Source organism: Desertivibrio insolitus (genome assembly GCF_017355965.1).
GTDB lineage: Bacteria > Actinomycetota > Actinomycetes > Actinomycetales > Microbacteriaceae > JAFIQW01.
Map to the genome: position 1 here is coordinate 66,971 of NZ_JAFIQW010000006.1, position 22,217 is coordinate 89,187.

Annotated in this window: 22 protein-coding genes; 18 read left to right on the top strand and 4 right to left on the bottom strand. The window is 72.4% G+C overall.

The genetic code is table 11. From position 1 onward, the window contains the following. Positions 1–16 precede the first annotated feature (16 nt). Genes JUB10_RS13305 through holA form a run of 3 tightly spaced genes read left to right on the top strand, consistent with a single transcriptional unit; the run spans position 17 to position 3,971 of the window. Complete coding sequence (locus JUB10_RS13305) at positions 17–613, top strand: ComEA family DNA-binding protein (RefSeq protein ID WP_207457494.1); 597 nt, start codon at positions 17–19, stop codon at positions 611–613. Continuing rightward, positions 610–2,901, top strand: a complete 2,292-nt coding sequence (locus tag JUB10_RS13310) for a ComEC/Rec2 family competence protein (RefSeq protein ID WP_207457496.1) — start codon at positions 610–612, stop codon at positions 2,899–2,901. Before JUB10_RS13305 ends, JUB10_RS13310 begins: the two co-directional genes overlap by 4 nt. A gap of 26 nt (positions 2,902–2,927) precedes the next feature. Beyond that, the gene (gene holA / locus JUB10_RS13315; RefSeq protein WP_207457497.1) at positions 2,928–3,971 is read left to right on the top strand and encodes a DNA polymerase III subunit delta; all 1,044 of its coding nucleotides are present in this window, start codon (positions 2,928–2,930) and stop codon (positions 3,969–3,971) included. A 58-nt stretch (positions 3,972–4,029) separates the two neighbouring features. Here holA and JUB10_RS13320 read toward each other — a convergent pair whose 3' ends face one another. The 3 genes from JUB10_RS13320 to JUB10_RS13330 all read right to left on the bottom strand — a co-directional run bounded on the left by JUB10_RS13320 (position 4,030) and on the right by JUB10_RS13330 (position 6,162). Continuing rightward, positions 4,030–4,863, bottom strand: coding sequence for an SDR family NAD(P)-dependent oxidoreductase (locus JUB10_RS13320; protein ID WP_207457498.1), 834 nt, complete (start codon positions 4,861–4,863; stop codon positions 4,030–4,032). 172 nt (positions 4,864–5,035) lie between these two features. Beyond that, positions 5,036–5,296 carry a 30S ribosomal protein S20 gene (gene rpsT / locus JUB10_RS13325; RefSeq protein ID WP_207457499.1) on the bottom strand — a complete coding sequence of 87 codons (261 nt, stop codon included), beginning with the start codon at positions 5,294–5,296 and terminating at the stop codon, positions 5,036–5,038. 146 nt (positions 5,297–5,442) lie between these two features. Continuing rightward, the gene (locus JUB10_RS13330; RefSeq protein WP_307859234.1) at positions 5,443–6,162 is read right to left on the bottom strand and encodes an alpha/beta fold hydrolase; all 720 of its coding nucleotides are present in this window, start codon (positions 6,160–6,162) and stop codon (positions 5,443–5,445) included. Between the two features lie 61 nt (positions 6,163–6,223). Here JUB10_RS13330 and JUB10_RS13335 point away from each other — a divergent pair, with 61 nt between their 5' ends. The 5 genes from JUB10_RS13335 to hemW all read left to right on the top strand — a co-directional run bounded on the left by JUB10_RS13335 (position 6,224) and on the right by hemW (position 12,068). Further along, a complete protein-coding gene (locus tag JUB10_RS13335; protein ID WP_207457501.1) occupies positions 6,224–7,369 on the top strand; it encodes a pyridoxal phosphate-dependent aminotransferase in 1,146 nt (381 codons plus the stop codon). Between the two features lie 55 nt (positions 7,370–7,424). Then, a complete protein-coding gene (lepA, locus tag JUB10_RS13340; RefSeq protein ID WP_207457502.1) occupies positions 7,425–9,281 on the top strand; it encodes a translation elongation factor 4 in 1,857 nt (618 codons plus the stop codon). A 19-nt stretch (positions 9,282–9,300) separates the two neighbouring features. Continuing rightward, complete coding sequence (locus JUB10_RS13345; RefSeq protein ID WP_207457503.1) at positions 9,301–9,744, top strand: hypothetical protein; 444 nt, start codon at positions 9,301–9,303, stop codon at positions 9,742–9,744. A gap of 401 nt (positions 9,745–10,145) precedes the next feature. Then, positions 10,146–10,802 (top strand): DUF1990 family protein, encoded by a 657-nt coding sequence (locus JUB10_RS13350; RefSeq protein ID WP_207457505.1) that lies wholly within the window; start codon positions 10,146–10,148, stop codon positions 10,800–10,802. Between the two features lie 39 nt (positions 10,803–10,841). Beyond that, a complete protein-coding gene (gene hemW, locus JUB10_RS13355; RefSeq protein ID WP_207457507.1) occupies positions 10,842–12,068 on the top strand; it encodes a radical SAM family heme chaperone HemW in 1,227 nt (408 codons plus the stop codon). 232 nt (positions 12,069–12,300) lie between these two features. On the opposite strand, the gene JUB10_RS13360 is transcribed toward hemW, so the two are convergent. Beyond that, complete coding sequence (locus JUB10_RS13360) at positions 12,301–12,792, bottom strand: DUF4870 domain-containing protein (RefSeq protein WP_307859235.1); 492 nt, start codon at positions 12,790–12,792, stop codon at positions 12,301–12,303. 181 nt (positions 12,793–12,973) lie between these two features. Between JUB10_RS13360 and hrcA the strand changes: the two genes are divergently transcribed. The 10 genes from hrcA to JUB10_RS13410 all read left to right on the top strand — a co-directional run bounded on the left by hrcA (position 12,974) and on the right by JUB10_RS13410 (position 22,129). Next, positions 12,974–13,993, top strand: a complete 1,020-nt coding sequence (gene hrcA / locus JUB10_RS13365; RefSeq protein WP_207457509.1) for a heat-inducible transcriptional repressor HrcA — start codon at positions 12,974–12,976, stop codon at positions 13,991–13,993. 8 nt (positions 13,994–14,001) lie between these two features. After that, on the top strand, positions 14,002–15,111 hold the full coding sequence (dnaJ, locus tag JUB10_RS13370; RefSeq protein ID WP_207457511.1) for a molecular chaperone DnaJ: 1,110 nt from the start codon (positions 14,002–14,004) through the stop codon (positions 15,109–15,111). Further along, positions 15,111–15,842, top strand: coding sequence for a 16S rRNA (uracil(1498)-N(3))-methyltransferase (locus JUB10_RS13375; RefSeq protein ID WP_207457513.1), 732 nt, complete (start codon positions 15,111–15,113; stop codon positions 15,840–15,842). Before dnaJ ends, JUB10_RS13375 begins: the two co-directional genes overlap by 1 nt. A 43-nt stretch (positions 15,843–15,885) precedes the next feature. Continuing rightward, the gene (locus tag JUB10_RS13380; RefSeq protein ID WP_207457515.1) at positions 15,886–16,236 is read left to right on the top strand and encodes a histidine triad nucleotide-binding protein; all 351 of its coding nucleotides are present in this window, start codon (positions 15,886–15,888) and stop codon (positions 16,234–16,236) included. 64 nt (positions 16,237–16,300) lie between these two features. Further along, the gene (locus JUB10_RS13385) at positions 16,301–17,332 is read left to right on the top strand and encodes a PhoH family protein (RefSeq protein ID WP_207457644.1); all 1,032 of its coding nucleotides are present in this window, start codon (positions 16,301–16,303) and stop codon (positions 17,330–17,332) included. A gap of 3 nt (positions 17,333–17,335) precedes the next feature. Further along, positions 17,336–17,797, top strand: a complete 462-nt coding sequence (gene ybeY, locus JUB10_RS13390) for an rRNA maturation RNase YbeY (protein WP_207457517.1) — start codon at positions 17,336–17,338, stop codon at positions 17,795–17,797. A 5-nt stretch (positions 17,798–17,802) separates the two neighbouring features. Continuing rightward, complete coding sequence (locus JUB10_RS13395; protein WP_207457519.1) at positions 17,803–19,218, top strand: hemolysin family protein; 1,416 nt, start codon at positions 17,803–17,805, stop codon at positions 19,216–19,218. Next, complete coding sequence (era, locus tag JUB10_RS13400; RefSeq protein WP_207457521.1) at positions 19,215–20,111, top strand: GTPase Era; 897 nt, start codon at positions 19,215–19,217, stop codon at positions 20,109–20,111. Before JUB10_RS13395 ends, era begins: the two co-directional genes overlap by 4 nt. Positions 20,112–20,207: 96 nt before the next feature. Beyond that, the gene (locus JUB10_RS13405; protein ID WP_207457523.1) at positions 20,208–21,458 is read left to right on the top strand and encodes a sensor histidine kinase; all 1,251 of its coding nucleotides are present in this window, start codon (positions 20,208–20,210) and stop codon (positions 21,456–21,458) included. Then, on the top strand, positions 21,455–22,129 hold the full coding sequence (locus JUB10_RS13410; protein ID WP_207457525.1) for a response regulator: 675 nt from the start codon (positions 21,455–21,457) through the stop codon (positions 22,127–22,129). Before JUB10_RS13405 ends, JUB10_RS13410 begins: the two co-directional genes overlap by 4 nt. The last annotated feature ends 88 nt before the right edge of the window (positions 22,130–22,217 follow it).

Below are 22,217 nucleotides of genomic sequence, written 5' to 3' on the forward strand. Positions count from 1 at the left end.
GACCTAGCGTCGCCCCATGTCCCTGCCGACTGAGCCGCCGCGCGCTCGCGGGCTGAGGCTCGGCGCGGGCGCCGCCGTCGTGCTCGTCCTCGTCGCGGTCGCGGTCGCGGTGCTCGTCACCGCGACGCGCCCCACCGGGCAGACCACCACGGTCGCGCCGCCGACGACGGCCGCCGAGCCGTCCGCGGGGCCGTCCGGCGTGCTCTACGTGCACATCCTCGGCGAGGTCGCGGCCCCGGGGCTCTACGAGGTGCCGGCGGGCGCTCGGGCGGTCGATGTCGTCGCGGCCGCGGGCGGGTTCACCGACGCCGCCGATCAGGCGCAACTCAATCTCGCCCGCTTCGTCGTCGACGGGGAGCAGATCCTCGTGCCCGCCGTCGGCGCCGAGCCCCCGCCGTCCGCGACCGGCGCGGGCGGCGAGTCCCTCGTGCGGCTGAACGCCGCCGACCTCGCCGAGCTCGACACCCTGCCGGGCGTGGGGCCGACGCTCGCGCAGCGCATCATCGACTACCGCGACGAGCACGGCGGCTTCGGGTCGGTCGACGAGCTGAAGGACGTGCCCGGCATCGGCGAGAAGACCTTCGCCGAGCTCGAGCCGCTGGTGACCCTGTGAGGGCCGGCGGCGTCGATCTCCGCCTCGCCGTTCCGGCCGCCGTCGCCTGGTCGGCCCTCGCGCTCGGGCTCGGCGCGCCCGCAGCGCTGCCGCCCGCCGCCGGCGGCGCCGCGGTCGTCGCGCTGGTCTGTCTCGCGCTGTTCGCAACCCGGCTCGGGCCGAAGGTGCTCGCGCTGCCGGCGGTGGCGGCTGCGGCCGCCTCGCTCGTGCTGTGCTCCGCCGCCGTGCGGCTGCCGGAGCGGTCCCCGCCCGCGCTCGACGCCGCGCTCGAGGCGGGCGGCGCCGAGATCGCCGCCGTCGTGCACGAGCGCTCGAAGGGCCCGACGGACGTGACGATCGTCGCGATCGACGGCAGCGCGACGGAGCTTCCCGCCGTGCTCTTCGCCGAGGGATCGGCGCCGGTCGAGGTCGGCTCGACCGTCGCGGCGCGGGTGGAGCTCGTGCCGACCGAGCCCGGCGACGGTGCCGTGGTGCTCGCCTTCGCCGACGGCGGGACCGAGCTGGTCACCGGGCCCTCGGGCTGGCTGGCGTGGGCGGGGGAGTGGCGGGCGGGTCTCCGCGAGCGCGCGGCGACACTGCCCGGCGAGGGCGGCGACCTGCTGCCCGGCCTCGCGATCGGCGACACCTCCGCGGTGGGCGACGATCTGGACGCGGCGATGACCGTGAGCTCGCTCACCCACCTCACCGCCGTGTCGGGCGCGAACTGCGCGATCGTCGTGGGGTTCGCCCTCGCCGCAGCGGGGGCCGCCGGCCTCCGCCGGCCGCTGCGGGTGGCGGTGGCCCTCGCCGCGCTCGGCGCGTTCGTCGTGCTCGTCACCCCGGAGCCGAGCGTGATGCGCGCGGCGGTGATGGCGGCTGTCGTGCTCGGGGCGCTCGCGTCGGGCCGCCCGGCCGCCGGTGTGCCCGTGCTCGCGCTGACCGTGCTCGGGCTGCTCGTCGCCGACCCGTGGCTCGCCCGCGACTACGCGTTCACGCTCTCGGTGCTCGCGACGGCGGGACTGCTCGTCATCGCGGCGCCGCTCACCGCGCTGCTCTCCCGGGTCATGCCGACCCCGCTGGCCGCCACGCTCGCGGTGCCCGTCGCGGCCCAGCTCGCCTGTCAGCCCGTGCTGCTCACGCTCGAGCCCACCATCCCGGTCTACGGCGTGCTCGCCAACGTGCTCGCGGCCCCCGCCGCTCCCGTCGCGACGGTGGTCGGGCTCGCCGGGTGCGTGCTGCTCGTCGTCGCGCCTCCGCTCGGCGCCGCGGCGACCGCCCTCGCCTGGCTCCCCGCCGCGTGGATCGTCGCGGTCGCCCGCTTCGTCGAGCAGCTGCCGTTCTCGCGGCTGCCGTGGCCCGCCGGGCCGACCGGGGTCGCGCTGCTGGCGGGGGCGACCGTCCTCGCACTCGTGTGCCTGCTCGCCCGGCGGCGGCCGAAGCTCCGGCTCGCGGTGGCGTCGGTGCTCGCGGCGGCGCTCGTCTGCCACGTCGCGGCGGTCGGCACCTCGGGGCTAGTACGACGGCTCGGGATGCCGGCGGACTGGCAGTTCGCGCAGTGCGACGTCGGACAGGGCGACGCCCTGCTCGTCCGCAGCGCCGGCGCGACCGCCCTCGTCGACACGGGGCAGGAGCCCGAGCGGCTCGCCGCCTGCCTCGACGACCTCGGGATCGACCGGCTCGACCTCGTCGTGCTGACGCACTTCGACCACGATCACGTCGGAGGCGCGTCCGCCGTCGTCGGCACGGCCGACGTCGTGCTCAGCGGTCCGGTCGGCGAGGAAGCGGACCGGCGCCTGCTCGACGACCTCCGAGCCGGCGGCGCGCAGGTGCGCGAGGTCGCGGCGGGGGAGCAGGGGCTGCTCGGCGAGCTGCGCTGGCGCGTGCTCTGGCCGCCTGCGATCGGTGCACCGGAGCCGGGCAACGACGCGAGCGTCGTGCTCGCCCTCACCGGGGTCGGTGCCTGCCGCGCCGGATGCCTCTCCGCGCTGCTCCTCGGCGACCTGGGGGAGTCCGCGCAGGCGGCCCTCGCCCGCGCCGCGCGTCCGGCGCCGGTCGACGTGGTGAAGGTCGCGCACCACGGCTCCGCCGACCAGGACGCCGAGCTGTACGCGGCCCTGGGTGGAACGGTCGGGCTGATCGGCGTCGGCGCGGACAACGACTACGGGCATCCGACCCCGGAGCTCCTCGGGATGCTCGCCTCGGCGGGCACGGCGCCGCTGCGCTCCGACGTCGACGGCCTCGTGCTCGTCGCTCCCGGCACTGACGGGGCGGTCCGGGTCTGGACCGACGGCGTCGGAGGCGGCGGTTAGGCTGTCCCGTCGGAACGGGAGGTGCCATGGCGCGAGCCGCGAGCAGGTCGACGGCCTCGAAGTCGTCGTCGCGATCGAGCGCGAAGGCGGTCATCCCCCAGCTCACCTGGGACCGCGTCGGCCCCGCCCCGGTCGTGCTCGTCAGCGGTCCCGAGACCTTCCTCGCCGACCGGGCGATGCGGATGCTGCGCGACCGACTGCGCGACGAGGACCCGAGCCTCGAGGTGCACGACCTCTCCGCCGACACCTACCTGCCCGGCGAGCTGCTCACGCTGGCGAGTCCGTCGCTGTTCGGCGAGCCCCGACTCATCCGCGTCGCCACCGTCGAGAAGGCGACGGACGCCTTCCTCGAGGAGGCCATTGCGTACCTCGCCGCCCCCGCCGACGACACCGTGCTCGTGCTGCGGCACGGCGGCGGCGTGCGCGGCAAGAAGCTGCTCGACGCCGTGCGCGCCGGCACTGGCGGCGGCATCGAGATCGTCTGCGCCGAGATCAAGAAGGAGGCGGAGCGCTACGACTTCGTCGTCGCCGAGTTCCGCGCGGCCGACCGGAGGGTGACGCCCGGCGCCATCCGCGCCCTCGTCGCCGCGTTCGCCGACGACCTCGCCGAGCTCGCCGGAGCGTGCCAGCAGCTGCTCTCCGATGCGACGGCCGAGATCACCGAGGCGACCGTGGAGCGCTACTACGGCGGCCGCGTCGAGACGAACTCGTTCAAGGTCGCGGATGCCGCGATCGCGTCGCGCCAGGGCGAGGCGCTCGGACTCCTGCGGCACGCCCTCGCCTCGGGCGCCGACCCCGTGCCGATGGTCGCCGCGTTCGCCTCGAAGATCCGCACGATGGCGAAGGTCGCGGGCTCCCGGGGCGCTCAGGGCCAGGTGGCGTCGCAGCTCGGGCTCGCGCCGTGGCAGGTCGACCGCGCCCGCCGGGACCTGCAGGGCTGGGACGACGAGGGACTCGGCCGCATCATCGAGCTGCTCGCCGAGACCGACGCGGCCATCAAGGGCGCCGCGCGCGACCCCGTGTACGCCCTCGAGCGCCTGGTCGTCGAGGTCAGCCGCCGCGGCCACTGACCGGGCAGCCGCTCGTCGCTCGCGTGCTGAAGGGCGGCCCGTCACGAAGGGGCGCCGGCTACAGCACCGGGACGCTCTCCAGCAGCTCGTCGGTCAGGTGCCACAACCGCTCCTGGTTCGGCACGTCCCGGGCCTGCGGCGACGGCCGGTCGACGCGCTCGCGGTTCACGTACTGTCCGGTACCGGCGGCCGGGCCCAGCCGCAGCAGCCGCGCCGCGTGGGCGGCCGCGTGCCAGTCCGGCACCGCGATCGCGTTGTAGGCGGCGGCGAGCAGGCGCGGCTGCTCGCGCGCGATGTTGGAGCGCACGAGCCCGGGATGCAGCGCGTTGATCACGGGTCCGTCGGGCAGCCGGCGCGCCCAGGCCAGCAGGGCGAGCAGGTTGGCGAGTTTCGAGCGGCTGTACGCCTCGTAGGGGTGGTAGTCGCGGGCGTAGTCGAGATCGTCGAACGGCAGCGTCAGCGGGCGGAAGCTCGCGAGGGGCCAGCGGTGCCCGACCGAGTTGACGTGCACGATCGACGCCTCCAGCGGCATCCGCCCGAGCAGACCGCGCGTGAGCGCGAACGCGGCGAGGTGGTGCACGGCGAACGCGAGCTCGTGGCCGTCGGCGGTGACGTGACGCTCGCGCGGCATGACGCCCGCCGCGTGCACGAAGGCATCGACGGAGCCCGTCGCGCCGCCGACGAACCGGACGGCCTCGGTCATGCCGGCGAGCGAGGCGAGGTCGATCGAGGCGAAGCGCACGTCGTCGCAGTGCACGGCGTCGGAGATCTCCCGGCCGCGCTCCTCCGAGCGGCCGATGAGCAGCATCCGGTCGTACTCCCGGGCGACGTGCAGGGCCAGCGCCCGCCCGATCCCGCTCGTCGCCCCCGTGATCACGATCGTCCGCGCCATACCCTCACATTAGGCAGCGCCGGATGTGCGGCGATAGGGAACCCGGTGAGCGCGGGCAGTGAGCCGTCTGGACGGCCGAGCGGCGCCCGCACCTGCCCCGCACAGCGACCGGCCCGTTAACGCGATCGGCCCCGTCGGAGATCCGACGGGGCCGAGAAGCGCTGGGTGCGACTCAGAGCGAGGCGACCTGCTTGGCGATGGCCGACTTGCGGTTCGCCGCCTGGTTCTTGTGGATGACGCCCTTGGAGACGGCCTTGTCGAGCTTCTTGGTCGCGACGGCGAGAGCGGCGACGGCCTTGTCCTTGTCGCCGGCGACGACGGCCTCGCGGGTCATACGGACGGCGGTCTTGAGCTCGCTCTTGACGGCCTTGTTGCGGTCGTGGGCCTTCTTGTTGGTGATGATGCGCTTGAGCTGCGACTTGATGTTCGCCATGTGTGTCTTCCTGGTCGATGGGTGTGGGAGCGGCCGCGCCGGGATCAGAGGGTTCGCCGACCGGCTCGCGCGCACGCGACACGGGGATGCCGCGCGAAAGCCAACAGGAAACGATACCAGCAGCCGGGTGCCCCGGCAACGGCGCGTCAGCTCTGCTCGAGGGCCGTCAGCAGCACCCTGTTGAACACTCCCGGCCGGGACAGGTTGACGAGGTGGTTGGCCCCGACCACCCGCACCAGCCGGCCGTTCCTCGCCGCCCGCAGCGCCCTCCGCTCCTCGATGCGGAAGTGGTCCCACTGGCCGTTCACGAACCAGACGGGGGCGTCGATGCGGGCGAGCGACCCGCGCACGTCGAGCGTCGCGAACTCGCGCAGCACGTCGTCCATCACGTCGAGCGCGATCCCGCCGCGCAGCACGTCCTGGGCGAGCTCGGGGTCGCGCACCGCGAGGCGCACGGCGAAGTCGTTGAGCGCCCGACCCCGGTCGGGGAACCGGGCGATCACCTTGGCCGCGAGCCGCCACGCCTCGAGGGCCACCCGGTAGGGCTGGGTGCCGCAGGAGGCGAGCAGCATGCCCCGGATGCGGCGGGGCTCGAGCCCGGCGTAGTGGGTGGCGAGGTAGCCGCCGAGCGAGAGCCCGACGAGGAACGCCCCGCCGTCGCTCTCCTCGTCGGCGCGGGTGACCGCGTCGTGGATGGTCTCGACGGCCCCGGCGACGGTGAACCTCTCGCCCATGCGGGCGCCGTGCCCGGGAAGGTCCGGCGTGTGCACGTGATGACCCCGCGACTCGAGCAGCTCGCGCTGCCCGCGCCACATCGTCGACGACGTGCGCAGGGCGTGGACGAGCACGACGGACTTCGGTTCCACGTCAGCCACGCTAGCCGCGCTTCCGGGAGCGGATGCCGCGCGGTCATAGTCTGATCCGGCCATGCCGACCCTCGCCTCGCACATCCCCGCCGTTCCGGCCTCCGGCATCCGCCGCATCTTCGAGGTCGCCTCGCGCCTCGACGACGTCATCGGACTACACGTCGGCGAGCCCGACCTGCCCGTCGCGCCGCACATCATCGAGGCCGCGCGCCAGGCGTGGGCCGAGGACGACACGAACTACACGGCGAACGGCGGCATCGCGCCGCTCCGCCGGGCGATCGTGCGGAAGCTCGCCGAACGCAACGGGCTGCACGTCGACGTCGAGCAGGTCTGGGTCACCGTCGGCGCCGTGCAGGCGCTGCACCAGGCGCTCGGACTGCTCGTCCGCGCCGGCGACGAAGTGCTCGTGCCCGACCCCGGCTACACGAGCTTCACGATGAGCACCCGCCTGCTCGACGCCGTGCCCGTGCCGTACACGCTGCGCCCCGACCGGGAGTTCCTGCCCTCGGTCGAGGAGCTCGAGCACCTCGTGACCGACCGCACCCGCGTGCTCATCGTCAACTCGCCGTCCAATCCGCTCGGTCGCGTGTTCCCCGAGCGAACGCTGCGCGAGCTGCTCGAGTTCGCCCGCGAGCACGACCTGTGGATCATCTCCGACGAGGTCTACGAGCACTTCACGTACGCCGATCCGCACGTCTCGATCGCCTCGCTCGACGAGGACGACCGCGTGTTCACCGCGTTCTCGTTCTCGAAGAGCTACGCGATGACGGGCCTCCGCGTCGGCTATCTCGTGACGCCGCACGGTCTCGCCGAGACGATGCGCACGGTGCAGGAGACGACGATCAGTTGCGTCTCCGTGCCCGACCAGCGCGCCGCGGTCGCCGCGCTCGAGGGGGAGCAGGAGCACGTGGCGGCGGCGAAGCGGCACTACCTGGAGAACCTCGAGGCGGCGTGCGCGGCGCTGGATGCCAGGGGCATCCGCTACCTCAGGCCGACGGGCGCCTTCTACCTGTGGGTCGACGTCTCGCATGTGTCGGGCGGCGACGTCGCGCAGTGGTGCGAGGGCTTCGTCGTCGAGCAGCGCGTCGCGCTCGCGCCCGGCAGCGCCTTCGGACGGAGCGGCGAGGGCTGGGTGCGGGTGTCGCTCGCCTCGCGCCGGGAGCACATCCTCGAGGGGTTGTCGCGGATTCCGGCGCCGCCGGCCTGAACGCGGAAGCATGGGACAATTGCTCCCCGTCCAGTCCCTGCTGCGTTAGGAACGCGTGAGCCCCCGAGCACTTTCGGCCCCCGTACCGGCCTCGACCGACCCGTCGGTGCTGCGCAACTTCTGCATCATCGCGCACATCGACCACGGCAAGTCGACCCTCGCCGACCGCATGCTGCAGATCACCGGCGTGGTCTCCGACCGCGACATGCGCGCCCAGTACCTCGACCGGATGGACATCGAGCGCGAGCGCGGCATCACGATCAAAAGCCAGGCGGTGCGCATGCCGTGGCAGGTCGGCGACACCTCCTACGCGCTCAACATGATCGACACCCCCGGCCACGTCGACTTCACGTACGAGGTGTCCCGCTCGCTCGCCGCCTGCGAGGGCGCGATCCTGCTCGTCGACGCCGCGCAGGGCATCGAGGCGCAGACGCTCGCGAATCTCTACCTCGCGCTCGAGAACGACCTCGAGATCATTCCCGTCCTGAACAAGATCGACCTCCCCGCGGCCGACCCGGAGAAGTACGCCCGCGAGCTCGCGCAGCTCATCGGCGGCGACCCCGACGACGTGCTCCGCGTGTCCGGCAAGACCGGCATGGGCGTCGAGGAGCTGCTCGACCGGGTGGTCGAGCGCATCCCCGCCCCGGTCGGCGACCCCGACGCCGCGGCCCGCGCCATGATCTTCGACTCCGTCTACGACGCCTACCGCGGCGTCGTCACCTACGTACGGATGATCGACGGCAAGCTCAACCCGCGCGAGCGCATCCAGATGATGTCGACCCGCGCGACCCACGAGATCCTCGAGATCGGCGTCAGCTCGCCAGAGCCGAGCGCCACCAAGGGCCTCGCGGTCGGCGAGGTCGGCTACCTCATCACGGGCGTCAAGGACGTCCGCCAGTCGAAGGTCGGCGACACCGTCACCAGCGCGGCGAAGCCCGCGCAGGAGCCGCTCGCCGGCTACACCGACCCGCTGCCCATGGTCTTCTCGGGCATCTACCCGATCGACGGCGGCGACTACCCCGACCTGCGCGAGGCGCTCGACAAGCTCAAGCTGTCGGATGCCGCGCTGCAGTACGAGCCCGAGACATCCGTCGCTCTGGGCTTCGGTTTCCGCTGCGGCTTCCTCGGGCTGCTGCACCTCGAGATCGTCACCGAGCGCCTGCGCCGCGAGTTCGACCTCGACCTGATCACGACCGCGCCGAGCGTGCCGTACCAGGTGACCACCGAGGACAAGAAGACCGTCACGGTGACCAACCCGAGCGAGTATCCGACCGGCAAGGTCGACAAGGTGCTCGAGCCGGTCGTGAACGCCTCGGTGCTCGCGCCGAAGGACTACGTCGGCGCCATCATGGACCTCTGCCAGACCCGCCGCGGCACGCTGCGCAGCATGGACTACCTCGGCGAGGACCGGGTGGAGCTGAAGTACACGCTGCCGCTCGGCGAGATCGTGTTCGACTTCTTCGACCAGCTGAAGAGCCGCACCCAGGGCTACGCGAGCCTCGACTACGAGCCCGCGGGCGAGCAGGAGGCCGACCTGGTCAAGGTCGACATCCTGCTGCAGGGCGAGCAGGTCGACGCGTTCAGCGCGATCGTTCACAAGGACAAGGCGTACGCCTACGGCACGATGATGGCCGGCCGCCTGCGCGAGCTGATCCCGCGTCAGCAGTTCGAGGTGCCCATCCAGGCCGCGATCGGCGCCCGGATCATCGCGCGCGAGAACATCCGCGCGATGCGGAAGGACGTGCTCGCCAAGTGCTACGGCGGTGACATCACGCGTAAGCGCAAGCTGCTCGAGAAGCAGAAGGAGGGCAAGAAGCGCATGAAGATGGTCGGCCGCGTGGAAGTGCCCCAGGAGGCGTTCATCGCCGCGCTCTCGGGCGACACCGAGACGAAGGACAAGGCCAAGAAGTAGTAGCGGCTAGCGTTCGTCCATGGCTGTGCGCTTCCGTGCCCTTCTCGGGGTCGCGTCCGCGGTGACCCTCATCACGGGTTGCAGCGGGACCGCCGGCGAGCCGGTCGAGGTCGTCGATCAGTATCGGGGCCGTCCGGCTCAGACGGAGGTGATCGCCTCGCACGTGTTCCCACCGGACGCAGAGGTGCCCGAAGCGGAACGGCTGGAGTTGGCCTGGTTGACGGACGGGACATTCGCCGTCAGCACATGGTGGAGCGGCACCTGCCCGAAGGTTCCGTCTCGCCTGCTTCCGGACGCGGGCGGGGTCCTGCTGACCATCGAACCCGAGCCCGCGTATGCGTGCACCGACGATCTGGCCCAGACCACTACGGTGATCAGCCCTCCCCGCGGGTGGACGCCTGAGAGCAGCTTGCAGGCCGCGGCGGACGGCGAAGCCTGGAAGGTCAGCCTGATCGAGGGCTGAGGACGTGCTCATGTCCCGACCGAGCGCGGCACTGACACCGAGAACGTGAAGGACGCGCCGGCCCCGTCACTGCGGGTGCGCGGCGTCCGGCTCGTCCGAGGGCTTGGGCAGCAGACGACGCGTCGCCTCGCGGAGCAGCCCGACGGTCTCGCGCACCTTCGTCGGGTCGAAGCCCTCGTCGTCCATGACCTCGACGAGTTCCTCAGCGCGTCCGTGAGCGGCGGCAGTTCCGCCTGCTGAATGACGGAGGGCATAACCGAGACGATGCACTGCTGGAACAGGTCGCGTTCCGAGCGGCTCTCGAGCCGTGGGAATCTGCCCCCGTTCGCCCTTGCGTAAGGTGGATACATGCGCAGAGGAGCCCCACGCCTGCGCGGTGACAGCCGCCCGGGCGGCACGCCGTGACCGAGACGCCGCTCTGGGAGCGGCCGGTCAGCTACGGCGCCGTCGGCGCGACGAAGGCCCCGGACCTGCTCGGCTATCCGCCGGCCGGTTACCGGCCCGGCATCGCCAGCGCCCGCATCGGGCACGGCGACGCGCGCTGGGAGTGGGCGACGACTGCCGTGCTGACCTGGGAGGTGCAGCGCCGGTCCGACCTCCGCGTCGAGGTCGTCGAGCCACCCGCCGCCGTCACCGAGGGCACCTACAGCCCCGTCGGCTTCGACGAGGAGGGAACCCCCGTCGAGCCCGCCGTCGTCGACGCCGCGCCCACTCAGTACGGGCCGAACGGAGAGCGTCTCGCGGTGCCCGGCGACACCGCCGTGCTCCAGGGCAGGCTCGGCCCGCTGCCGGTTCACGGCGCCGTGCGCGTCATCTACGTCCTCGACGAAGCCGACGAGCGCGGCTTCGCCTACGGCACGCTCGCCGGGCATCCGGTGCACGCGGAGTACGCCTTCCTGGTCACCCGGCGACCGGACGGCTCGGTGTGGCTCGAGGTACGCAGCGTCTGGCGCCCGTCGAACGCGTTCTGGGCGCTCGCGACTCCCGTGCTCGCCCTGGCGCATCGGATCGCGGTGCAGCGATTCCTGCGCGCGCTGACCGGTCCGATCCCGTCCTGACCGTGCCGCGGGCGCGCGGATCTGCGAGAATCGTGCGCCATGCCCAGCGCCCTGCCCCTCGCCGACCCGGCCCCTGCCGACGGCGCACTGCCGGCCTCGGTGGCCGACGGAGCGGATGAGCGCGCGTTCGGCGTCTACCTGCACGTGCCCTTCTGCCGCGTCCGCTGCGGCTACTGCGACTTCAACACCTACACGGCCACGGAGCTCCGCGGGGTGCGGCGCGAGGACTACCCGGCCCAGGCCGCGCGGGAGATCGCGCTCGCGGCACAGGTGCTGACGGATGCCGCGGTGCCCGCGCGCCCGGCATCCACCGTCTTCTTCGGCGGCGGCACCCCGACGATGCTGCCCGCCGGCGACCTCGCGGGCATGCTCGCCGCCGTGCGTGACACGTGGGGTCTCGCCCCCGGGGTCGAGGTCACGACCGAGGCGAACCCCGACTCGGTCGACCCCGAGTACCTTGCGACGCTCCGCGAGGCGGGCTTCACCCGCGTCTCGTTCGGGATGCAGTCGGCCGTGCCGCATGTGCTCGCGACGCTCGAGCGCACCCACGACCCGGCGCGGATCCCGCTCGTCGTGCGCTGGGCGCGCGAAGCGGGGCTCGACGTGAGCCTCGACCTGATCTACGGCACGCCGGGGGAGAGCCTCGACGACTGGCGCCGCTCGCTCGAGCACGCCCTCGCTCAGGAGCCCGACCACCTCAGCGCCTACGCGCTCATCGTCGAGGACGGCACGAAGCTCGCTCGGCAGATCCGCCGCGGCGAGGTGGCCGAGCCCGACGACGACCTGTCGGCCGACATGTACGAGCTCGCCGACGCGGCCATGACGGATGCCGGCTACGGCTGGTACGAGGTCAGCAACTGGTCGCGCTCGCCCGAGCACCGCTCGCGGCACAATCTGTCCTACTGGCAGGGCGCCGACTGGTGGGGCGTCGGGCCCGGCGCGCACAGCCACGTCGGCGGCGTGCGCTGGTGGAACGTCAAGCACCCGGCGGCCTACGCGGACAGGGTGACCGCAGGGGCGTCGCCCGCCGCGGGTCGTGAGACCCTCGACACCGAGACGCGGCGCGTGGAGCGCGTGCTCCTCGAGACCCGCGTGCGCGACGGCCTGCCGACGTCCGCCCTCGACGAGGCGGGCCGGAGGGCGGTCGCGGGACTCATCGCCGACGGGCTCGTCGAGCCGGCGGCGGCGCTCCGCGGTGTCGTCGTGCTCACGCTGCGGGGGCGGCTCCTCGCCGACGCCGTGGTGCGCCGACTGCTCGACGAGTAGCACATCGGAGGCTGTGGATAACCCTGTGGGGAACACCGGCCGCCATAGCACGCCCGCGACGGAGATCAACCCGGCTTTCGCTAGACGGCCAAGAGTTTCGCGGTTCTAATCGTTCTTCCCGACGGGATCCGTCGTGGTATGCGCCCCGCCGCTCTGTGGAGAACCATCCGGCATCCGGAGCCCGGGAACGACGAAGGGGCCCGGCCGACGCCGAGCCCCTTCGCGATTCGGGCTACTTGACGAAGCGGATCGTCGCCGGGTAGCGGTACGCCTCGCCGCGGTTGGCGCGGACCGTCGCGATGATGCCGAAGACGAGCGCGTAGATGCCGAGCGCGACGAAGAGCACGGGCGCGACGAACCCGAAGAGGCCGAACGTCACGAGCGTCAGCACGATCGTGAGGATCACGAGGGCGATCGCCGCGATCACGACGGTGATGTGGAAGTTCAGGGCCTCCTTGGCCTGCTCGCGGGTGAAGCGGCCGCGGTCCTTGAAGATCAGGTAGATCACGAGCGCCGGCGCCCAGCCGAGCGTGCCGGACGTGATGACGTAGGCGATCACGCTGAACAGGTGCGAGAACATCGCCCACTGGCGGTCCTCCTGCGCCGACAGCGGAGCCCCCGCGGCCTGGCCGTACGGCTGGCCGTAGGGCTGCCCGCCGGGCGGCGGCGGGGGAGGGGTGGAGCCACCGGGCTGGTAGGGGTCGCCGGGGTACTGGGAGCTCACGAGCTGGCCTTTCTGTCGCGGGGGCGATGCTGCGAATCGCTCGCGACACCGGCAGCCCCCGGGATGCCGCGCGAGTCAGGTGAAAAGTAGTGCCTCCCCGACGGCGTCGCAACGGGATGTGAACGGTGTGTCGCGCTAGAATTGGCAGTCCTGCCGGTCGAGTGCCAAGAGGGAGGTTCGAATGGTCACAGGACGCGGACTCGACGTCCTCCGCGCGATCGTCACCGACTACGTCGCCTCGCGCGAGCCCGTCGGATCGAAGTCGATCGTCGAGCGCCACTCCTTCGGCGTCTCGGCCGCGACGATCCGCAACGACATGGCCCAGCTCGAGGAGGAGGAGCTCATCGTCGCTCCCCACACCTCCTCCGGACGCGTGCCGACCGACAAGGGCTACCGCGTCTTCGTCGACCAGCTCGCCGACCTGCGCCCGCTCTCGCCGGCGCAGCGGCAGGCGATCGAGACCTTCCTCGGCAACTCCGCCGACCTCGACGACGTGCTCGCGCGCACCGTGCGGCTGCTCTCGCAGCTGACCAACCAGGTCGCGCTCGTGCAGTACCCCTCGCTCTCGCGCGCCCGGGTGCGCCACGTCGAACTCGTGCCGCTCAGCGACAGCCGACTGCTGAGCGTGCTCATCACCGATACCGGTCACGTCGAGCAGCGCGTGCTCGAGGTGCAGGGCCTCGACCCCGAGGTGCTCGCCGAACTGCGCGCGCGGCTCAACACCGCGCTCGGCGGGCAGACGATGGCGGATGCCGCGGCGACCCTCCGCTCCTTCGCCGAGTCGGTGGCGCCCGAGCGCCGGGAGCTCGTCGCGGCCCTCGTCGGCGCCCTCGTCGAGCAGCTCGCCGCGAACCGGCACGAGCGCCTCGTCATGGCGGGCACCGCGAACCTCGTGCGCACGGAGCGGGACTTCAGCGGCAGCATCTACCCTGTCCTCGAGGCGATCGAGGAGCAGGTGACGCTGCTGCGCCTCTTCGCCGAGATGGAGCCCGACGAGCGCGGGGTCTCGGCGAGCATCGGCCGCGAGAACGCGTCGTTCGGTCTCCCCGAGACGAGCGTCGTGATCAGCGGCTACGGCTCGCCCGGCGGCGAGCTCGCGCGGGTGGGGGTCCTCGGACCGACCCGGATGGACTATTCGAACAACATGGCGGCCGTGCGGGCAGTTGCCCGCTACCTCACGCGGCTGCTGGGTGAGGACTAGACGACTTCGTGGCAGACCACTACCAGGTACTCGGTGTCGACCGGAACGCGACCCCGGACGAGATCAAGAAGGCGTACCGGCGCCTCGCCCGTGAACTGCACCCCGACGTGAACCCCGGGGCCGACGCGGCCGAGCGGTTCAAGGAGGTCACGCACGCCTACGACGTGCTGAGCGACCCGCAGCAGCGCCAGCAGTACGACCTCGGCGGCCAGGGCGGCTTCGGAGGTCAGGGCGGCTTCGGCTTCGGCGACATCTTCGACACCTTCTTCGGCGGCGCCGCCGGCGGTGGCGGCGGGCGGGGCCCGCGATCGCGTCGCGAGCGCGGCCAGGACGCGCTGCTGCGCATCGAGGTCGACCTCGAGGAGGTCGTGTTCGGCACGACCCGAACGGTCGACGTCGACACCGCCGTGCTCTGCGAGACCTGCCAGGGCTCCTGCGCGGCGCCCGGCACGAGCGCGGTCACCTGCGACATCTGCCGGGGCAGCGGACAGGTGCAGCGCACCGTGCGCAGCCTCCTCGGCAACGTCATGACGTCGAGCCCCTGCGGCACCTGCCGCGGCTACGGCACCGTCATCCCGAACCCCTGCCCCACGTGCTCCGGCCAGGGCCGCGTGCGCGCCCGCCGCCAGATCCCCGTCGAGATCCCCGCGGGCGTCGAGACCGGTGTGCGCCTCCAGCTCCCCGGCCAGGGCGAGATCGGCCAGGCCGGCGGCCCGCACGGCGACCTCTACCTCGAGATCAAGGTGCGCCACCACGACGTCTTCAGTCGCAACGGCGACGACCTGCTCGCGACCCTCGAGGTGCAGATGACCGACGCGATCCTCGGCACCACGACGACGATCACCGCGCTCGACGGCGAGGTGCCGGTCGAGATCCGGCCCGGCACGCAGAGCGGCGAGATCATCACCGTCCGCGAGCGCGGCATCACCCGCCTCCGCGGCACCGGGCGCGGCGACCTCAAGATCGGCGTCCAGGTCGTCACCCCGACGAAGCTCAGCCACAAGGAGCAGAAGCTCATCGAGCAGTTCGCGCACGGCCGCCGCGCCAAGGCGCCCGAGCTCGCGCACTTCCAGCAGGGCCTGTTCGGCAAGCTCCGCGACCGCTTCCTCAACTTCTAGTGGCGCACCTCTACATCGACCCGGCGCTCCCGCCGTTCGCCGCGGGCGACACGGTCGTGCTCACCGGCGCCGAGGCGAAGCACGCCGTGACGGTCAGCCGGCTCCGGCCCGGCGAGGACGTGCTCGTCGGGGACGGCGCCGGGCTCCTCGGCTGGGGCTCGGTCGTGACGGCGACACCGCAGGCGCTCGAGGTGCGCCTCGCGTCGGTGCGCCGCGACGAGGCGCCCGCCCGAGGCATCCGTCTCGTGCAGGCGCTCGCGAAGGGCGACCGCGACGAGCTCGCGATCCAGGCCGCCACCGAGCTCGGCGTCGACGCCGTCACCCCGTGGGCCGCGGCCCGGTCGGTCGCGCGCTGGGAGGGCGCGAAGGTCGCCAAGGGCCGCGACCGCTGGGCGTCGATCGTGCACGAGGCGTCGAAGCAGTCGCTGCGCGCGCGGGTGCCCGCGATCGGCGAGCTCGCCTCGACCAAGCAGGTCGCCGCTCTCGCTCCGGATGCCACGGTGCTCGTGCTCGAGCCCACCGCGACGGTCCCGCTCTCCGCCGTCGACCTCGGCACGGAGGGCGAGCTCGTGCTCGTCGTCGGGCCGGAGGGCGGCATCGCCCCGCAGGAGCTCGAGACCTTCGAGGCGGCCGGCGCCGCCCTCGTCCGGCTCGGCGACACGGTGCTGCGCACCTCGACCGCCGGACCGGCCGCGCTCGCGGTGCTCTCTATGCGACTCGGCCGCTGGTGACCAGCCCCGGCCCCCGTCGGGCCGCGTCAATAAGATGGACTCCATGAGCAACGAGCCGTCGGTCTTCTCCCGCATCATCGCGCGCGAGATCCCCGCCGACGTCGTGTTCGAGAGCGATGCCGTCGTCGCGTTCCGCGACATCGCGCCGCAGGCACCCGTGCACCTGCTCGTCGTGCCGAAGACCGAGCGCTACCGCGACGTTGTCGAGCTCGCCGCGGGCGACCCGGCCTTGCTCGCCGAGATCGTCGCCACGGCGAAGCGGCTCGCCGACGAGCACACCGGCGGCGAGTTCCGTCTCGTCTTCAACACGGGCGCGTCCGCCGGACAGACCGTGTTCCACGTCCACGCCCACCTGCTCGGTGGCGGTCTCCCGGAAGGCACCCTTGGTCACTAGCGACTCCACGTTCAGCCCCGGCCCGGGCGAGGAACGGGCCGACATCCGGGTGGACGGCGTCGCCATGGTGCGCCTGCTCGGGCCTCAGGACCGGCTGCTGACCACGATCGAGAAGCAGTTCCCCGGCGTGCGCGTGCTCGCCAGGGGCAATGAATTGAGCCTCGTCGGAGACGCCGGCGAGGTGCGAGCGGCGAGACAGCTCGTCGAGGAACTGGTGGAGATGGTGCGCAACGGACAGGAGATCGGTCCGGTCGAGGTGCAGGCCTCGGCGCGGATGCTCGACGAGGGCACCGGCAAGCCGGCCGACGTGCTGAGCCAGGCGATCGTGTCGAGCCGCGGCAAGACGATTCGCCCCAAGACCCTCGGACAGAAGCAGTACGTCGACGCGATCGACGACAACACGATCGTCTTCGGCATCGGCCCCGCCGGTACCGGCAAGACCTACCTCGCGATGGCGAAGGCCGTGCAGGCCCTCCAGCGCAAGGAGGTCAACCGGATCATCCTCACGCGTCCGGCCGTCGAGGCGGGGGAGCGGCTCGGCTTCCTGCCCGGCACGCTGACCGACAAGATCGACCCGTACCTGCGCCCGCTCTACGACGCGCTCAACGAGATGATGGACCCCGAGCTCGTGCCCAAGCTCCTCGCCGCCGGCACGGTCGAGGTCGCCCCCCTCGCCTACATGCGCGGCCGCACGCTCAACGACTCGTTCATCATCCTCGACGAGGCGCAGAACACGACGCCCGAGCAGATGAAGATGTTCCTCACCCGTCTCGGCTTCGGTTCGAAGATGGTCGTGACCGGCGACATCACGCAGGTCGACCTGCCTAACGGCGCGAGCGGCCTCCAGCTCGTCACCCGCGTGCTCGGCAGCATCGACGACATCCACTTCGCGCGCCTCGGCAGCGAGGACGTCGTGCGGCACACGCTCGTCGGCCGCATCGTCGACGCGTACACCAAGTACGACGCGGAGCAGCAGGCCCGCCGCTTCGAGCGCGACGGTACGGATGCCTCTGGCAACCGCGCCGAGCGCCGCGGACACGCCCCGCAGGACCACCAGCCGCGGTCGCCGCGGCCCGAGCGACGCTGGGGCAGGTAGGCCATGAGCATCGAGATCAGCAACGAGTCCGCGATCCCCGTCGACGAGGCCGCCCTCCAGCGGCTCGCCGTCTACGCGCTCGACCAGCTCCACGTGCATCCCGACGCCGACCTCGCGATCGTGCTCGTCGACGAGGCCGCCATGGAGCAGCTGCACGTGCAGTGGATGGACGAGCCCGGGCCCACCGACGTGCTGAGCTTCCCCATGGACGAGCTGCGCCCTGGCACGGAGGACGCGGTGACTCCGCCCGGCCTCCTCGGCGACATCGTGCTCTGCCCGCAGGTCGCCGCCGCGCAGGCGGAGACCGCCGGCCACTCGCTGCTCGAGGAGCTGCTCCTGCTCACGACGCACGGCATCCTGCACCTGCTCGGCTTCGACCACGCCGAGCCGGAGGAGGAGAAGGAGATGTTCGGTCTCCAGCGTGACCTCCTCGTCGGCTTCGCGCTCGACGAGCGGCGGCGCTGACCCACGTGACAGTCGTCTTCCTCCTCGTCGCCGGGGTGCTCGTCGCGCTCGGCGGCCTCCTCGCCGCCGCCGACTCCGCCCTCGGCTCGCTGAGCCGCGCCGACATCGGCGAGCTCGCGACGACCTCGCGCGCCAAGAAGTCGCTCGTCGCGATCTCGGAGGACGTCGGCGCGCACGTCAACGCGACGAACTTCATGCGCATCGTCGCCGAGACGACCGCGGCCGTGCTCGTCACGCTGAGCCTCGTCAGCCTGCTCGAGCCCTGGTGGCTGACCCTCCTCGTCTCCGCGCTCATCATGACCGCGGTGTCGTTCGTGCTCGTCGGGTCGAGCCCCCGCAGCGTCGGCCGGGCCCACGCCCGCGGCGTGCTCGCGTTCGCGGCGCCGCTCGTGCGAGCCATCCGGGTGCTCCTCGGTCCGCTCGCCGACGCGCTCGTGCTGATCGGCAACCGCGTCACCCCCGGCCGGCCCGAGGCGGCGGTCTTCACCTCCGAGGAGCAGCTGCTCAGCATGGTCGACGAGGCGACCGAGCTCGACCTGCTCGAGGAGGACGACCGCGAGCTCATCCACTCGATCTTCGAGTTCAACGACACGGTCGTGCGCGAGGTCATGCTGCCCCGCACCGACATGATCACGGTCGACGCGTCGGACACCGCCGAGGAGGTGCTCGCCGTGTTCCTCGGCCGCGGCGTCTCGCGCGTGCCCGTGCTCGGACGCGACACCGACGACATTCTCGGCATCGCCTACCTGCGCGACGTCGCCCGGCTGAACCACGAGCAGCCCGACCGCCTGACGACCGTCACGGCCGCGGACCTCGCCCGTCCCGCCGTCTTCGTGCCGGAGTCGCAGAAGGTCGACAGCCTGCTGCGCCAGATGCAGCTCGAGTCGAACCACCTCGCGATGGTCGTCGACGAGTACGGCGGCATCGCGGGCCTCGTGACCCTCGAGGACGTGATCGAGGAGCTCGTCGGCGACATCAGCGACGAGTACGACCGCAGCGTCGTCGAGCACGAGCAGATCGCCGACGGCATCTGGCGGGTCAGCGCGCGCCTGCCCACCGACGAGCTCGGCGACCTCTTCGACATCGAGCTCGACGACGACGACGTCGACAGCGTCGGCGGCCTGCTCGGCAAGGCGCTCGACCGCCTGCCGGAGAAGGGCGACTCCGCCACGGTCTCCGGCCTCGTGCTCACCGCCGAGCGCGTCGAGGGCCGCCGCAAGCGGCTGCGCACCGTGCTCGTCGAGCGCGCGCCCGAGCCCGAGGACGAGAGCGCCGAGAGCACGTCGACCGGCCCGACCCGCATCGGGTCGAACGCGGCCGTCATCGCGACGACCGTCGACGCCGACGCCGCCGACCCGGCGGGCACTATCCCCTCAGAGGACGGCACCCCCGCCCACCGAACCACCGGGAGGACCCGATGACCGAACCCGAGCACCGCGCAGGCTTCGTCTCCTTCGTCGGCCGCCCCAACGTGGGCAAGTCGACCCTGACGAACGCGCTCGTCGGCGAGAAGGTGGCGATCACCTCCTCGAAGCCGCAGACCACCCGCCGGGCCATCCGGGGCATCGTGCACCAGAAGGCGGGGCAGCTCGTGCTCGTCGACACCCCCGGCATCCACCGCCCCCGCACGCTGCTCGGCGAGCGGCTCAACGAGGTCGTCACGGCGACGCTCGGCGACGTCGACGTCATCGGCTTCTGCGTGCCGGCCAACGAGAAGCTCGGCCCCGGTGACCGGTTCATCAACGAGCAGCTCGACCAGTTCCCGCGGGCGAAGAAGGTCGCGATCGTCACGAAGATCGACGCCGCGTCGCGGCCCGCCGTCGCCGAGCAGTTGCTCGCCGTGAGCCAGCTGCGCGAGTGGGAGACGATCATCCCGGTCTCGGCCGCGAGCGCGATCCAGCTCGACGTGCTGACGAGCGAGCTCATCAAGCTGCTGCCCGTGTCGCCGAAGCTCTACCCCGACGAGGCGGTGACCGAGGAGGGCCTCGAGGACCGCATCTCCGAGTTCATCCGCGAGGCCGCGCTCGAGGGCGTGCAGGACGAGCTGCCGCACTCGCTCGCCGTCACGGTCGACGACATGATCGAGCGCGACGACAAGGAGCTCGTCGAGATCTACGCGAACCTCTTCGTCGAGCGCGACAGCCAGCGCGGCATCATCATCGGCAAGGGCGGCTCCCGCCTGCGCGAGGTGGGCGCCGCCGCCCGCGAGCAGATCGAGCCGCTCGTCGGCAAGAAGGTCTTCCTCTCGCTCCGGGTGAAGGTCGCGAAGGACTGGCAGCGCGACCCGAAGCAGCTCGGCCGCCTCGGCTTCTGACGACGTACATCCAGCGGATGACACGGGGTGCGGCCTCGGAGTGATCTCCGCTCCCGCCGCTGAGCGCGACACCCCCACGCCCGTACCCTTGACGCCATGCGCAGAGGGGTGGAGCTGGTGACGGCGTGGCTGCGCTCGTCGGTGCGCCCGCTGCAGCGGTACCAGATCGCCGTCGACGTGCTCGTCGCGGTCGTCTTCGGCCTCGTCGTGCTGCCCGCGGCCACCGTGTCGATGGTGTTCCCGCTCGACCTGCTGATCGTCCTCGGGATGGTCGTGCCGCTCGCCCTGCGCCGGCTCGCCCCTGGCCCCGCGCTCTCCCTCGCCTGGATCACCGCCCTCGTCCAGATGGCGACGCTCGCGCAGCCGCAACCGGCCAACCTCGCGATCTGCGGCGTGCTCTACTGCACGGCCGCGTACGGCACGAGCCGCGTGCGCTGGGCGGGACTCATCTCGGTCGGCGCCGGCGCCGCGATCGGTGCGCTCTACATCACCGTGCAGGGCTTCTCGATCTCGTTCTCCAACGGGGGAGTGCCCGCGGTCGCGTTCGGCTTCCTCGCCGCCGTCGTCACGTTCGTCATGCTCGCCGCGATCCTCGGCCTGCCGTGGCTCGCGGGGCTCGCGGTGCGAGCCCGGGTGCAGGCGGCGGCGAGCGCGGAGGCGCGGGCCGTCGCCGAACTCGGCGCCGCCCGGGCCGAGCGCGACGTCGTCGTCGAGCAGGAGCGCAATCGGATCGCGCGTGAGGTGCACGACGTCGTCGCGCACTCGCTCGCCGTCGTGATCGCGCAGGCCGACGGCGCCCGCTACGCCTCCCGCGTCGATCCCGCGGTCGCCGAGGACGCGTTCGCGACGATCTCCGACACCGCCCGGCAGTCGCTCGCCGAGGTGCGGTCGCTGCTCGCCGGGCTCCGGCACAGCGACGGCGAGCGCCCCCAGCCGGTCATGGCCGACATCCCGCAGCTCGTCGCGAGTCTCGCCGCATCCGGACTGCACGTCGACCTGCAGCAGGCGGGGGAGCCCTTCCCGCTCGGGCCCGCCCGTCAGCTCGCCGTCTACCGCATCGTGCAGGAGGCGCTCACGAACGCGCTCCGGCACGGCGACCCCGCCCATCCGGCGACCGCCCTCTTCGACTGGCGCCCCGACGAGCTCGTCGTCGAGGTCGTCAACGCCATCGCGCCCGACAGTCCGCAGCCCAACACCCTCGGCCACGGCCTCCCCGGCATGACCGAGCGCGCCGCCCTCGTCGGCGGCCGGCTCTGGGCGGGCGAGTCCGACGGCTCGTTCCGCGTCCACTTCGCCCTGCCCCGCACGAACACGCCCACGGGCGTCCTGGAGGTCGTCAACCCGTGACCGAACCCATCCGCGTCGCCCTCGTCGACGATCAGGCCCTCTTCCGCACCGGCCTGCGCATGCTGCTCTCCTCGCAGCCCGACCTCGAGTTCGTGGGCGAGGCGGGCGACGGGCGCGAGGCGATCGCGATGGTCGAGAAGGCGCGGCCCGACGTCGTCCTCATGGACATCCGGATGCCGGTCATGGACGGCATCGCCGCGACGGAGCAGATCCTGCGGGCCGCGGATGCCGCCGCGCGCCGCCCTCCCCGCATCATCGTGCTCACGACGTTCGACCTCGACGCCGCCGCGACGCGGGCGATCCGCGGCGGGGCGAGCGGCTTCGTGCTGAAGGACGCCGACCCCGAGTTCCTGCTCGCCGCGATCCGTACGGTGCACTCCGGGGCATCCGTCATCGCCGCGAGCGCCACCGCCGAGCTGTTCGAGCACTTCGCCGGCGGCGAGCCCCGCCGGGAGCTCCCGGCGCAGTTCGCCGAGCTCACGGCCCGCGAGCGCGAGATCTTCACCCTCGCCGCGAAGGGGCTCAGCAACGCAGAGATCGCCGAGAAGGAGTTCCTGAGCGAGGCGACGGTCAAGACCCACGTCAGCCGCGTGCTCGGCAAGCTCGGCCTGCGCGACCGCGTGCAGCTCGTCGTCTTCGCGTTCGAGCACGGGCTGCTGCCCACGCGCTGATCCCCGCGCCGGGCGGATGACACGGAGTCATCCGCTCGTCGCACCCGGTTCAGCCCGCGGCCCGATCCGCCTCCGCCGGTGCCTCGCG

What these genes read in the sequence shown, in the direction of transcription:
- JUB10_RS13305 (WP_207457494.1), top strand. Translation starts at nt 17, where the DNA reads ATGTCCCTGCCGACTGAGCCGCCGCGCGCTCGCGGGCTGAGGCTCGGC.
- holA (WP_207457497.1), top strand. Translation starts at nt 2,928, where the DNA reads ATGGCGCGAGCCGCGAGCAGGTCGACGGCCTCGAAGTCGTCGTCGCGA.
- JUB10_RS13320 (WP_207457498.1), bottom strand. Translation starts at nt 4,863, where the DNA reads ATGGCGCGGACGATCGTGATCACGGGGGCGACGAGCGGGATCGGGCGG.
- rpsT (WP_207457499.1), bottom strand. Translation starts at nt 5,296, where the DNA reads ATGGCGAACATCAAGTCGCAGCTCAAGCGCATCATCACCAACAAGAAG.
- JUB10_RS13335 (WP_207457501.1), top strand. Translation starts at nt 6,224, where the DNA reads ATGCCGACCCTCGCCTCGCACATCCCCGCCGTTCCGGCCTCCGGCATC.
- JUB10_RS13345 (WP_207457503.1), top strand. Translation starts at nt 9,301, where the DNA reads ATGGCTGTGCGCTTCCGTGCCCTTCTCGGGGTCGCGTCCGCGGTGACC.
- hemW (WP_207457507.1), top strand. Translation starts at nt 10,842, where the DNA reads ATGCCCAGCGCCCTGCCCCTCGCCGACCCGGCCCCTGCCGACGGCGCA.
- hrcA (WP_207457509.1), top strand. Translation starts at nt 12,974, where the DNA reads ATGGTCACAGGACGCGGACTCGACGTCCTCCGCGCGATCGTCACCGAC.
- JUB10_RS13380 (WP_207457515.1), top strand. Translation starts at nt 15,886, where the DNA reads ATGAGCAACGAGCCGTCGGTCTTCTCCCGCATCATCGCGCGCGAGATC.
- JUB10_RS13385 (WP_207457644.1), top strand. Translation starts at nt 16,301, where the DNA reads ATGGTGCGCCTGCTCGGGCCTCAGGACCGGCTGCTGACCACGATCGAG.
- ybeY (WP_207457517.1), top strand. Translation starts at nt 17,336, where the DNA reads ATGAGCATCGAGATCAGCAACGAGTCCGCGATCCCCGTCGACGAGGCC.
- era (WP_207457521.1), top strand. Translation starts at nt 19,215, where the DNA reads ATGACCGAACCCGAGCACCGCGCAGGCTTCGTCTCCTTCGTCGGCCGC.
- JUB10_RS13405 (WP_207457523.1), top strand. Translation starts at nt 20,208, where the DNA reads ATGCGCAGAGGGGTGGAGCTGGTGACGGCGTGGCTGCGCTCGTCGGTG.